Raw genomic sequence first — 12,432 nt, 5'->3', positions numbered from 1 at the left:
GCCATGTTCGACGACGAGGACCGTGAGTTCAGCGTGGTGGTCAATCACGAGGGACAGCATTCGATCTGGCCCGCCGACCGTGACGTTCCGTCCGGTTGGCGCGCCGAGGGATTCAGCGGCGACAAGGCGGCATGCCTCGCCCACGTCGATCGCGTGTGGACCGACCTGCGGCCACTGAGCCTGCGCAGCCAGATGCAAGCCGACTGAGGAGACGTCATCGTGGAATCCAGGCCGCGTACGGTGGTCGATCTGTTCGCGGAGCAGGTCCGGGTACGGCCGCACGCCCCCGCCGTCCGGACGCGGGAACGGTCGTGGACCTACGCCGAGTTCGACCGCGCGACGGCCCGGCTGGCCCACCGCCTGCGACGCGCGGGGGCGGGCCCGGGAACGGTGGTGGGGCTGGTGGCGCCCCGCAGCGCGGCGGCACTGACCGGCCTCGTCGCCGTGCTGCGCTGCGGTGCGGCGTGCCTGCCGCTCGACCCGGGCGATCCGCCCCGGCGCAACCGGGAGGTGCTGGACGACGCCGGATGCAAGCAGGTCCTCGTCGCCGCACCCACCGAATGGTGCCCCGAAGCGCTGTTGATGGGCGACATGGACAACCCGGGCCCGGTGGACGAGGACACCTCCGCGCTCCCCCGACCACGGCCGCTCGACCTGGCATACGCGATCACGACATCCGGCTCCACCGGACGCCCCAAGATCGTCGGAGTGCCGCACGAGGGGATCCACAATCTGATCGTCGCCTCGATCGAGGACCTCGACCTGGTCAGGGTGGACGACGTCATGCTGTGGACGACCGCGCCGACCGTCGACAGCACGATGCACGATGTGCTGATGCCGCTGTGCGCGGGCGCCTGCGTCGCGATCGGCGACGACGCCGATCTGCCCGCGAGCCGGATCCTGGTGACCGTGCGCGCGCTGGGCGTGACCGCGCTGGAGATCCCTGCCGCCGTACTCGGCCCTTACGGTCGAGCGCTCCTGCCCCGGCTGGCGCAGGCGGGCGTCCGTCTCGTCATCACCGGCGGCTCCCAGCTCGACGGTCTCGGTCTCGCGGACTCCCCGCCCCTGGTCGTGGCCAACGGCTATGGCCCGACCGAGGCATCGGTCGCCGCGACCTGGTACCGCTGCACCACGTCGACGCCGAGCTGGGTGCCGATCGGCAGTCCGGTCCGAGAGGTACTGACCTATGTGCTCGACGACGATCTGCGGCCCGTCCCGGTCGGCGCCGAGGGCCAGTTGTTCATCGCGGGAGTCGGCCTGGCCAGGGGCTATCTCGGGCTGCCGGGCCGCACGGCGGCGGCGTTCCTGCCGGACCCGTTCGCGCGGACACCCGGCACGCGCATGTACGCCACGGGGGACCGCGTACGGCTGCAGCCCGACGGCGACTACGTCTACCTCGGCCGGATCGACGACCAGGTCAAGATCAGGGGCTTCCGCGTCGAGATCGGCGAGGTCGAGCACGCCCTGCGCGAGTGCGCCGGAGCCGTGGACACCGCGGTGCTGCTCCGCGAGGACGCGCCCGGAGGCGCCGCCATCGTCGCCTTCCTGGTCGGCGAACGGTCGTCCGCCGAGGTGCTGACCGGCCAGCTGCGCGACCGGTTGCCGAGCCATATGATCCCGCGCTTCTTCGTGTGGCTGGACGAGATGCCCCTCAACCGGGCAGGCAAGGTCGACCGCAAGGCGCTGGCCGCGATGCCGGTCGGGGACCCGGTCCGTCGTGCGTGAAGGACGTGCGTGAAAGAGGAGTCAGTGATGCCACGTGAAGCAACCGGCGTGCACGGTGTGTGCGACGCCTATGTGGACGATTACGCCCGCTTGAACCCGCTCGCGGCCACCGAGTTCGGCATACTCGGCCACGACGACCGGCTGCCCGACCTCTCCCCCGACGGCCATGAGGCACGTGCCGGACTCGCCAGGTCCGCGTTGGCCGACATGGCGGCCACAGCACCGGTGGACGAAGGCGAGCGCATCGCCAAGGCGGTCTTCTCCGAGCGACTCGAAGTCGATGTCGACCTGCACGAGGCCGGTCTGCCCGCGGCGTCGCTGAACATGATCGCGAGCCCGGCGCAGGACATCCGGTACGCCTTCGACCTGATGCCGACCGAAACCGCCGAGGACTGGGCGGTGATCGCGAAGCGGCTGGCCCGGGTGCCGGAGACGCTCGCGGGATACCGGGCAGCACTGTCGGCATCGGCGGACAAGGGCGTCGTGTCGGCAGCACGTCAGGTGCGGCGGACGCTCGAACAGTGCCAGACCTGGTCCGCCGCAGGATCCTTCTTCACCAAGCTCGCCGCGTCCGCCGAGGGCATACCGGCCGTCGACGGTGCCCTGCGGGCCGACCTCGACGCCGGCGTGCGCGCGGCCCGGGAGGCGTACGCGGAGCTGGCCGCCTTCCTCCGTGACGACCTCGCTCCGAAAACCGGGGACGAGGACGCGGTCGGCGAGGACCTCTACGCGCTGTGGTCGCGGAAGTTCATCGGAGCGAAGATGGATCTGCGCGACGCCTACGAGTGGGGCTGGGCCGAGTTCGGCCGGATCGAGGCGGAGCTGACCGAGGTCGCGGGCCGGATCAGGCCCGGGGCGAGTCCGGCCGAGGCGGCCGAGGTGCTCGACGCCGACCCTCGGTACCGCGTCGGCAGCAAGGCCGCGTTCCAGGCGTGGATGCAGGAACTGTCCGAGCGTGCGCTGGCCGACCTTCGGGGCAAGCACTTCGACATCCCGGACGAGCTGATGCGGTTGGACTGCAGGATCGCCCCACCGGGCGGCGGGTTGGGCGCCTACTACACCAACCCCGCCGACGACTTCAGCCGACCGGGCACGATGTGGTGGTCACTGCCCGCGGACAAGCAGGAGTTCTCGATCTGGCGCGAGGCCAGCACGGTGTACCACGAGGGCGTGCCCGGCCATCACCTCCAGATCGGCACGGCGGTGGCGACCCCGACCCTCAACCGGTTCCAGCGCCTGCTCTGCTTCATCGACGGCCACGGTGAGGGCTGGGCGCTCTACGCCGAGCGCCTGATGCGGGAGTTCGGCTACCTCGATGACGGTTACCTGCTCGGCATGCTCAACAAGAACATCTTCCGGGCGGCACGGGTGATCGTCGACATCGGCCTGCATCTGAAGCTGGAGATCCCGGCGGGCTCCAGGTTCCACGAAGGGCAGCGCTGGACCCCTGAACTCGCCCAGGAATTCCTGCGGACGAGAACACTCACCGACAAGGCGCGCGCGGTCGACGAGATAGACCGCTACCTCGGCTGGCCGGGCCAGGCGCCCTCGTACAAGCTCGGTGAGCGGCTGTGGCTGTCCATGCGCGAGGAGATCAAGGCGAGGCACGGCAGCGGGTTCAATCTCAGGGACTTCCACATGCGTGCTCTGCGCAGCGGTCCCGCGGGCCTGGAAACGATGCGGGACGTCCTGGTCATCACCTGACCTTTCCGCCTGACATCTCCACGTGACATCTCCACCTGCGAGACGGATCACCGGCACCCTGATGGGGCATACACCAAGTCCAACTCCTGTCACCCCACATGCACTTCAGGGAGTCCCCCATGATCCGCGGCATCGACGTAAGCGCGTACCAGTCTTCGTCGTACGACACCGACGGCCTCTCCTTCGTCTTCGTCAAGGCGACGGAGGGCCGCTCCTACATCAACCCCAAACTCGCCGCCCAGACAAAACGCGCCCGCGACGCCGGCCTGGTCGTCGGCTTCTACCACTTCCTCTGGCCCGGCAACCTCTCGGCCCAGGCCGACTACTTCGTCAGCAAGGCCCCCGAGAAGGCGGGCGACATCCTCGCCGTCGACTGGGAAACAACGAGCGAGGGCACCCACGCCAGCAACGCGGAGAAGGACCTCTTCATCCGCAAACTGAAGGAGAAGCGACCGAACAACCCGGTCGTCCTCTACTGCAACCGCAACTACTGGTTGAACGTCGACACCACCTCCTACGCCGGCGACGGCCTCTGGATCGCCGACTACGTCACGGCCGGCAAGCCCCGCATCCAGGCGAAGTGGCGCTTTCACCAGTACACGGACGACCCGCTGGACAGGAACGTCGCGAACTTTTCGAGCAAGGCGGCGCTGCGGGAGTGGGCCGAGAACGCCTGAACATGACGAAGGGGCGCCTTCCCCGGAGGGAGGGCGCCCCTTCGTGGGGCGTTACTTGCTCAGGAAGGCCCAGAACTCTTCGAACGACAGCTGCTGGTCGCCGTCGAGGTCGCGGCTCTTGATGATCGCCTCGGCGACGGACTCGGTCACGTTCCAGTCGCCGCCCTGCGCCAGCGCGGACTTGAACTCGGCGGCGGTGATGGAGCCGTCACCGTCCGCATCGATGCGCTCGAACTGCTTGCGTGCTTCCTCGATGTCGATGTGCGCCACCGGTCCGCCCCTTTACTCGCGTCTACTCGCGTCTGTCGTGTTTGTGCTGGCCTGCTGCCGCAGGTCACATTAGCCGCGGTCAGATTAGCCGCCCACCCGTGCCTCCAGTGCGGCGACCACCCAGGCGAGCTCCGCGCGGGTACGCCGACTCGGGCCCGCGGCCCTTCACGACGGACAGCAACTCGCGATAGCGGGCGACCTCGTCGCTCACGCTCGACTTCAGACGTTCGAGCACGGCGGCCGGGTCGGCGTCGCCGAGCAGCTCCGCGAGGATCCGCTCGGCCTCGGGCGACTCGGGGGCGATGCCTTGCACGCGTGCCTCGGCGGCGAGGTGCACGAGCTTCCGGGAGAACCACATCGACGCCCCGGCGGGCGCCTCGGCCCCGCGGCCGGCCGCGTTGAACTCGGCCACCTGACGCATCCGCGCCCGGAACTGCGGGTCCTGGAGCAGCTCGGCCAGCTCCACCCAGGCGTCCACCTGCTCGGACGTCGGCTCGTCCGGCAGGTCCACGGCCATCTCCCGCATCCGGTCGCCGATGGTGAAAAGTCCGGTGCCGTCGTCGATCATGTCTGCGAGTGTGGGCCTTCCAGTGGGTGGAGCCTCAAGGAGCGGGACGGGGTGGCCGTGGCGGAGACCTTGCGGGACATTGTCGACGCGGTGGCGAGGGGGGTCTTCCCGCCCGCGGACGGTCGTACGACCGTCCTCCCCCAGCCCTCCCACCGCGACGCTGGCGTCCTCGCCTTCACCGCGCACTCCGTCGTCTTCACCGACGAGGATCCGGCGTGGGTGTACGACACCCTGCGCGGCGTGGGCTGCGACGCGCTGGCCGCGCCGATGAACCCGCGTTTCCTGGCGGCTCTCATGGAGCGGACGGGGCGTGCGGCGGAGACCGTCGACGCGGTGTTCGTCGGCTCCCCGCTGCCCGGGGCGCCGCCGCTCGCGCTGAAGGAGATCGAGGACGCCGGGCATTCCCGGATCGTCTACGCCCGACGGCGACGCGACGAGGTGCGCGCGTGGGCCGTGGAGGGCGGGGTCCTGGTGATGGGGCGCGGGATCGCCGGGCGGCTGGAGGTGTCGGTCGAGGTCGACGAGGACGTACGGCACCGGGGGCTCGGGCGGCTGCTGGTGACCGCGGCCCGGCATCTCGTCACGGAACCGCTGTGGGCGCAGGTCGCGCCGGGGAACGCCCGCAGTGTGCGGACGTTCCAGGCGGCCGGCTATCGACCGGTGGGCGCGGAGCTGCTGCTGCACGCCCGGTAGGGGGCGGCGCCCGGCGTCAGTGCCAGGCCTCGAAGTGCGGGTTGCTCCGGCAGCCGCTCATGATCTCGACCTTGGTGGTCTTGTCCACCGGGCAGGCGCCGATGACGTACTTGCGGGCGACACCGCCCGGGAAGGCCACCTCGACCTGGTCGGCCCATTTGTGGGTGTCGCCGATGGTCTTGTTGATGTCGATGCCGCCGGGGGCGTCGATGTAGTAGTTCCAGCCCGACTTCCACCACTTCTTGTACAGGTCGTGGTCGTAGGTCGTGGAGACGTACGGGGAGGGCTGGTTGACCAGGACGTACTTCTCCAGGTCGTACTGGCCCGTCTCGACGTCCCTGGGCTTGAAGCCGTCCTCGAAGACGACCTCCGGGCCGCGGCCGTCGGCCCGGTAGAGCGTGCCGCAGCTGGTGCGCCAGGCCGGGGCGGGGGTGATGCGTTCGACGTCGACCCCGCGGTCGGCGGCGGCCTTGATCTTGTCGTCGTACTGGACGGGGCAGGCGGCGGGGGCCGGAGCGGCGGCCTTGGCGAGGGTCGTGCGGGCCGAGGCGGGGACGGTCTCGGGGGCCGTGGCGGCCGTGGTCGCGAGGACGGCCGAGAGGGACAGTACGGCGGCAGCGGCCCGCCGCCGCAGGCGAGTTGTGATCATGGGGCCACGATTGCGGGCCTACGGCGGCATGCCGGGGATCTTCACCCGTTCGGCGGCGTGTCCGCTGACGAAGGGTCAATCGGGCGCCGGTCAGCGGAAGATGCCGGTGTGGCCGAGGGAGTAGCGGCCGGGCTGCGGGTAGACGGCGAGGCCGTGGGGGCCCTCGCCCACCGGGATCCGGGCGAGTTCGGCGCCGGTTCGGGTGTCGAGGGCGTACACCTCGGAGTCGTAGCGGCCGGACAGCCACAGCACCCTGCCGTCGGCGGAGACGCCTCCCATGTCGGGGCTGCCGCCGTCGGGGAGCTGCCACTTCTTGGTGAGCGCGTTCTTGGTGAAGTCGAAGACGGAGACGGTGCCTTCGCCGCGGTTGGAGACGTACATCTCGCGGGAGTCGCGGCCGACGTAGAGGCCGTGGCAGCCCTTGCCCGTGGGCAGGAGGGTCGGGGTGCCGAACTTGTCGCCGTCCAGCACCCACATGCCGTCGGCCATCATGTCGGCGATGTAGAAGCGCTTGCCGTCCGGGGAGACCTTGACGTCCTGCGGCATGGCACCGTCGAAGGGGAGCTTCTGCCGGCCGACGACCTTCATCTTCTCGGTGTCGACCTTGAGGAGCTCGCCGCTGAACTCGCAGGAGACGATGAAGTAGCGGCCGTCGAGGGAGAAGTCGGCGTGGTTGACGCCGTAGCAGGTGACCGGTTCGGTCTTGATCCGCTTCATGGTGTGGGGGTCGCGGAAGACGAGTTCGCGGTCGAGGGAGGCCATGACGACGGCGTACTTGCCGTTGGGGGTGAAGTAGAGGTTGTAGGGGTCGTGGACCTCGACCTCCCTGCCCGCCTTGCCGGTCTTCGGGTCGATGGGGGTGAGGGTGTGGCCGCGGTTGTTGTTGACCCAGAGGGTCTTCAGGTCCCAGGACGGGACGACGTGCTGGGGCTGGCGGCCGACGGGGATGGTCTCGATGACCTCGTATGTCTTCGGGTCGATGACGGAGACGGTGTCGGACTCGCTGTTGGGGACGTAGACGCGGGACGGGAAGTCCTTGACGACCGGGGAGAGCTTGTTCGGGCGGTCGGCGGCGTAGACGTCCTTCGGGTCGAGGACGGGGGGCATGCCGGGGAGACCCTTTACGGGCTCCTCCTTCACCGGGGCGGGGATGGCGGCCTGAGTGCCGTGGGGGGTCTCGGCGTGGTCCTCGCTCTTGGGGGCGTTGGTGCCGCAGGCGGCGAGTGCGAGGAGGGCCAGGGTGGCGAGGAGGGTGCGGTACGTGTGGTTCATCGGCAGTTCTTCCGGTGCGGCGGGGTGAGGGCGCGGCAGTCACCAAAGATCACCGGACTATTTAATGAGGATTGGGTCGAAAATCACGCTATTGACCTGATTGGCTGCCGGTGCGGGTCGCTGGGGCCCGGATTCTTTTCGCCCCCGCCGCCCCTACCCGTCCCTCCCCCAAGCTCTTCGAGCAGGGGGGACCCCCAGACAGGCTGAAAGATGGCTCAACCGCCGGAGGTGAGCGTCAGCGGTCTGCCACCCTCATTTCGAACCACGTCGTCTTGCCGCGTGGCAGCAGGTCCACGCCCCAGCGGTCGGAGAGTTTGTCGACCAGGAAGAGGCCCCGGCCGCTGATGTCCATCTCCTGGACCGGCATCAGGCAGGGCAGGCCGCGGGACGGGTCGCGGACCTCGATGCGGATCCAGCCGCGGCGTCGGCGCATGCGCAGGCCGAAGACCCGGGCGCCGGTGTGGCGGACGGCGTTGCCGACCAACTCCGAGACGAGTAAGACCGCGTCCTCGGTCATCTTGGGGGTGAGGCCCCACTGACGCAGGACCACCACTTGCGCCAGCCGGCGAGCCGTCGCGGCGGACTCCGGGCGGGACGGGAGCGGAACCTCTGCCTCCGTGGGATTACCGAACAGCTCCAGCGCCTTTGAGGCAGCTTCGTCCTCGACCGCCGGCGACCAGCGTGGCGCAGTCGCACGGCCGTTTCCCCGCGGGTGTTCGACACCCTCCAGCCCCGCCATGCCCCCATCATGGCCGCCCGCACGGCCCTCCGGGGCCGTTCCCGAGGAATACACCCCCCGGAAGCCTTCATTCCGCAGTGCTCGGTTGGCATATGACGGGGGCAGTTCGGAGCCTTCCATGGCCCATCTGAGCTGCGAAGAAGGGGCCGCCGGCGGCAATCGACGGGCTCCCTCGACAAGGCACGCTTAAGGTTGCCTTAAGGCTGGCATAAACCGCCCCATCGAGGGACCCGGATCAGACACCCCGTCAATTGCAAGTGATTCGGCAGCCCTCGTCAGAGGAACTTGGCCTTGCCCGGCCCCTCCTCCACGAAGCTCCGCATCCCCCGCTCCCGGTCCTCCGTCGCGAACAGCCCCGCGAACCAGCCGCGTTCCACCGCCAGGCCCGTCTCGATGTCGGTCTCCAGGCCCGTGTCGATCGACTCCTTGGCCGCCCGCAGCGCGATCGCCGGCCCCTGCGCCAGCTTCGCCGCCCAGGCGTGCGCCTCGGCGTAGACCTGGTCCGGCGCGACGACGCGGTCCACGAGGCCCAACTCCCGCGCCTCGTCGGCCTTCACCATGCGGCCCGTGAAGATCAGGTCCTTCGCCTTGGACGGGCCGATCAGGCGGGCCAGGCGCTGGGTGCCGCCCGCGCCCGGGATCAGGCCGAGCAGGATCTCCGGCTGGCCCAGCTTGGCGTTGTCCGCGGCGATGCGGTAGTCCGCGCACAGCGCCAACTCGCAGCCGCCGCCGAGCGCGTAGCCGGTCACGGCCGCCACCACCGGCTTCGGGATCCGGGCCACCGCGGTGAACGACTCCTGCAGGCCCCTCGCGCGCAGGACCATCGCCGTATGGTCCATGGCCTGCATCTCCTTGATGTCCGCGCCCGCCGCGAACACCTTCTCCCCGCCGTAGATCACCACGGCCCGCACGTCGTCGCGCCGGGTCGCCTCCTCGGCGAGCTCCTTGAGCCGGTCCTGGGTGGCGACGTCCAGCGCGTTCATGGGCGGGCGGTCGAGACGGAGGGTACCGACACCTTCGGCGACTTCGAGATTCACGGTCATGCGAGCAGGTTAACGGGGACTAACGGCATGGGCCGGAGTGCGGTCAGTCACACACGGCCGGGGGTCTGGGGGTTGCCCCCAGGCAGGCACAGCACAGGGACTAACGGCATGGGCCGGAGTGCGGTCAGTCACACACGGCCGGGAGTCTGGGGGTTGCCCCCAGGCAGGCACAGCACAGGGACTAACGGCATGGGCCGGAGTGCGGTCAGTCACACACGGCCGGGAGTCTGGGGGTTGCCCCCAGGCAGGCACAGCACGGGGACTAACGCCGACGGCCCCGGGGCCGTACCTCACATGAGGTCGTGCACCGGGGCCGCCGTGCCGGAAAGCCGCTACGCCTTCCACTTCTCCCAGGACATGTTCCAGCCGTTCAGCCCGTTCTCCGGGGCCACCGTCGCGTCGGCGGAGTTCTTCACGACCACCACGTCGCCGATCATCGAGTGGTTGAAGAACCACGCCGCCGGGGTGCCCTTGTCCCAGGCGCCCTTGACGTCGCGCAGGCCGATGCAGCCGTGGCTGGCGTTGTAGTTGCCGAAGGCGCCGCCGCCCCAGTAGTTGCCGTGGATGAAGGTGCCGGAGTCGGTCAGGCGGGTGGCGTGCGGGACGTCGTCGATGTCGTACTCGCCGTCGTAGCCGACCGTGTCGCCGTTCATCCGGGTCTGGACGAACTTCTCGGTCATCACCATCTGGCCGTTCCAGGTGTCGTACCCGGGCTTGCCGGTGGTGACGGGGATGGTCTTGATGACCTTGCCGTCCTGCGTGACCTTCATCTTCTTGGTCTTCACGTCGACGACCGAGACCTGGTTGCGGCCGATCGTGAAGGAGATCTTCTTGTCCTGCTCGCCGTAGACGCCCTCGCGGCCCTCCACACCGTCGAGGTTGAGCTCGACGGTGACCTTCGTACCGGGCTTCCAGTACTTCTCGGGACGGAAGTCGAGGCGGTCGTTGCCGAACCAGTGGCCCGCGACCTCGACGGCCGGCTCGGTCTTGACGGTGATCGCCTTCTCCACGTCCTCGGGGCTGGTGATGCCCCGGGTGAAGCGCAGGGAGAACGGCATTCCGACGCCGACCTTGGAGCCGTCCTCGGGGGTGAAGCGGCCGAGGAAGGTGTTCTTCGGGGTCAGGGTGGTGAAGTCGGCCTCCTTGGCGGCCTCCAGGCCGTCGGCGTCCTTGGCGACCGCGTGCACCGAGTACTTCGTGGCGGCGGCGAGGTGCGTGGCCGGAGTCCACGTGGCGCCGTCGCCGGATATCTTCCCGTCTATCGCGTTGCCCTTGGTGTCCTTCACCTCGACGGCCGTCAGCTTGCCCTTGGCCGCGGTCACCTTCAGCGCACCGCTGGTGTCGACGGACTTGGCGCCGTCGCCCGGAGCTATCGTCACGACGGCCTGCGACTTCTTGGCCTCCGCCGTGCCGGCGTCCCCGCCCTTGCCCTCCCCGGCGCCCGAGTCCGAGCCGCCGCCCCCACCGCACGCGGTGACGGTCAGCAGCAGCACTCCCGCGACCGCGGCCAGCGCCTTGCGCCTGCGTCCGCGTCCGTCAACCGACGCCCCCGATATCGGCCGCACGTTCAAAGTCGTTCTCCCCTCCCCGGGCCTGGTCCGGCCCACTCCCCCGCGCGCCCGCCGCGCGCATCGGCGCATATTAACCACAAGGCCAGGCGCGTCGGCGCCGCGCGATTGTCACCGTTCCGTTCCAACATCGGCCGTGAGCCGGTCGGTCGAACGGCCCCGCCCAACTCACCCCCCTGTCGGATTACTTCACCGCACTACCCGCCTTCCACTCCTTCCAGCCCATATTCCACCCTCCGAGGCCATTGTCAGGAGCGACCTTTTTGTCATTGCTGCGGACCACCTCGACGACGTCCCCGACGAGGCTGCGGTCGAAGAACCAGCCCGCGGGCGTCTCGGATCCGCCGCCCTTGACGTCCCTGAGGCCGACGCAGCCGTGGCTGACGTTGCTGTGTCCGAAGATGGCGGAGTCCGCCCAGTAGTTGCCGTGCAGGAAGGTGCCGGAGTCGGTCAGGCGCATCGCGTGCGGAACGTCCGGGATGTCGTACTCGCCCTTGCCGTTCTTCTTCTTGAAGCCGACCGTGGCGCCGTTCATGCGGGTCAGTTCGAGCATCTCGGTGACCACCATCTTGCCGTTGTAGGTGGTCATCTTCGGGGCGCCGGCCGTGACCGGGACGGAGGCGAGCAGTTCGCCGTCGCGGCGGACCTCCATGGTGTGGCGGACCGCGTCGACGAGGGAGACCTGGTGGCGGCCGACGGTGAAGGAGAAGGTCTTGTGCTGCAGCCCGTACACCCCGCGCGCCCCCTCGACGTCCCGCAGCCGCAGCGCGACGGTGACCTGGGTGCCGGGCTTCCAGTAGTCCCGGGGGCGGAAGTCCAGGCGGGACTTGCCGAACCAGTGCGGGCGGATCTCCACGGCCGGCTCGGCGGTGATCCCGATGGCGCGTTCGACGGCGGCCCGGTTCTCGATCTCCCGGTTGAACTCCAGGGAGACGATCATTCCGGTGCCGACGGTGGAGCGGTCCTCCGGGGCGACGTACCCGACGAACCGCTCGTCGGGGACGTACGTGGTGAAGGTCGTGTGCCGTGCGCTGCGGCGCCCGTGGCCGTCGAGGGCCACCGCGTCGATCGTGTACTTGGCGGCCAGCGCGAGCCGGGGGTCCGCGGGCTCCCAGCGCAGGCCGTCCTTGGAGATGCGCCCGGACACCGGGGTCTCCTGGGCGTCCTGGGACTTGACGACCTTCACCGACTCCAGGCGTCCGCTGGGCAGGCGGACGAGCAGTGCGTGGTCGGGGCGTACACCCTTGGAGCCGTCGTCGGGCGTGACCCGGATGACGTCCTCGGGCGCCGGCGGTTTGCCCAGCATCTGGTCGAATCCACCGCCGCCCGTGGTGCAGCCGGCCGCTGCGGCCAGCAGTCCCGCCCATGTCAGTACGGCGGCCAACGCGGCCCTCGCGCGCCGCGCGCGCCCTTGTAGGTGCCTCACGAAGACCCCAACGACCGGGGCGGCCTTGGGGAAACGTGAGTGCGAGGCACGCTGTGGGCAGAACATGTGGGAGGACGACGCGACGGGGAGCCGCGGCC

13 protein-coding genes are annotated in these 12,432 nt (G+C 69.6%); 5 read left to right on the top strand and 8 right to left on the bottom strand.

The features are described from left to right. The first annotated feature begins 3 nt into the window (after window positions 1–3). The 4 genes from OG254_RS33645 to OG254_RS33630 all read left to right on the top strand — a co-directional run bounded on the left by OG254_RS33645 (window position 4) and on the right by OG254_RS33630 (window position 4,106). Window positions 4–207 (top strand): MbtH family protein, encoded by a 204-nt coding sequence (locus OG254_RS33645; protein WP_147993859.1) that lies wholly within the window; start codon window positions 4–6, stop codon window positions 205–207. 12 nt (window positions 208–219) lie between these two features. Continuing rightward, on the top strand, window positions 220–1,725 hold the full coding sequence (locus OG254_RS33640) for an amino acid adenylation domain-containing protein (RefSeq protein ID WP_405589278.1): 1,506 nt from the start codon (window positions 220–222) through the stop codon (window positions 1,723–1,725). Window positions 1,726–1,752: 27 nt separating this feature from the next. Further along, the gene (locus OG254_RS33635) at window positions 1,753–3,429 is read left to right on the top strand and encodes a DUF885 domain-containing protein (RefSeq protein ID WP_405589276.1); all 1,677 of its coding nucleotides are present in this window, start codon (window positions 1,753–1,755) and stop codon (window positions 3,427–3,429) included. Window positions 3,430–3,548: 119 nt separating this feature from the next. Beyond that, complete coding sequence (locus OG254_RS33630) at window positions 3,549–4,106, top strand: glycoside hydrolase family 25 protein (protein ID WP_351188106.1); 558 nt, start codon at window positions 3,549–3,551, stop codon at window positions 4,104–4,106. Between the two features lie 51 nt (window positions 4,107–4,157). Here the strand turns inward: OG254_RS33630 and OG254_RS33625 are convergent, their stop codons facing one another. Both OG254_RS33625 and OG254_RS33620 read right to left on the bottom strand, forming a co-directional pair. Then, entirely contained in the window at window positions 4,158–4,376 is a 219-nt protein-coding gene (locus OG254_RS33625) for an EF-hand domain-containing protein (RefSeq protein WP_405589274.1), read from the bottom strand. 79 nt (window positions 4,377–4,455) lie between these two features. Further along, the gene (locus tag OG254_RS33620) at window positions 4,456–4,944 is read right to left on the bottom strand and encodes a hypothetical protein (protein WP_405589272.1); all 489 of its coding nucleotides are present in this window, start codon (window positions 4,942–4,944) and stop codon (window positions 4,456–4,458) included. A 57-nt stretch (window positions 4,945–5,001) separates the two neighbouring features. Between OG254_RS33620 and OG254_RS33615 the strand changes: the two genes are divergently transcribed. Further along, complete coding sequence (locus tag OG254_RS33615) at window positions 5,002–5,637, top strand: GNAT family N-acetyltransferase (protein ID WP_405595354.1); 636 nt, start codon at window positions 5,002–5,004, stop codon at window positions 5,635–5,637. Between the two features lie 16 nt (window positions 5,638–5,653). Here OG254_RS33615 and OG254_RS33610 read toward each other — a convergent pair whose 3' ends face one another. The 6 genes from OG254_RS33610 to OG254_RS33585 all read right to left on the bottom strand — a co-directional run bounded on the left by OG254_RS33610 (window position 5,654) and on the right by OG254_RS33585 (window position 12,334). Then, window positions 5,654–6,286 carry an ADP-ribosyltransferase gene (locus tag OG254_RS33610; RefSeq protein ID WP_405589270.1) on the bottom strand — a complete coding sequence of 211 codons (633 nt, stop codon included), beginning with the start codon at window positions 6,284–6,286 and terminating at the stop codon, window positions 5,654–5,656. 90 nt (window positions 6,287–6,376) lie between these two features. Further along, window positions 6,377–7,558: a YncE family protein gene (locus OG254_RS33605; RefSeq protein WP_405589268.1), complete on the bottom strand. Its 1,182-nt coding sequence runs from the start codon at window positions 7,556–7,558 to the stop codon at window positions 6,377–6,379. 235 nt (window positions 7,559–7,793) lie between these two features. Continuing rightward, complete coding sequence (locus OG254_RS33600) at window positions 7,794–8,297, bottom strand: ATP-binding protein (RefSeq protein ID WP_351188094.1); 504 nt, start codon at window positions 8,295–8,297, stop codon at window positions 7,794–7,796. Between the two features lie 275 nt (window positions 8,298–8,572). After that, on the bottom strand, window positions 8,573–9,340 hold the full coding sequence (locus tag OG254_RS33595; RefSeq protein ID WP_351188092.1) for an enoyl-CoA hydratase-related protein: 768 nt from the start codon (window positions 9,338–9,340) through the stop codon (window positions 8,573–8,575). Between the two features lie 332 nt (window positions 9,341–9,672). Continuing rightward, window positions 9,673–10,911: an Ig-like domain-containing protein gene (locus OG254_RS33590; RefSeq protein WP_405589266.1), complete on the bottom strand. Its 1,239-nt coding sequence runs from the start codon at window positions 10,909–10,911 to the stop codon at window positions 9,673–9,675. Window positions 10,912–11,092: 181 nt separating this feature from the next. After that, window positions 11,093–12,334, bottom strand: coding sequence for an Ig-like domain-containing protein (locus OG254_RS33585; RefSeq protein ID WP_405589265.1), 1,242 nt, complete (start codon window positions 12,332–12,334; stop codon window positions 11,093–11,095). Window positions 12,335–12,432: the final 98 nt, after the last annotated feature.

It is taken from the genome of Streptomyces sp. NBC_01092 (assembly GCF_045039535.1).
Lineage (GTDB): Bacteria > Actinomycetota > Actinomycetes > Streptomycetales > Streptomycetaceae > Streptomyces.
Note: the sequence above shows the minus strand (reverse complement) of the source record. Positions and strands in the feature narration are given on the sequence as shown.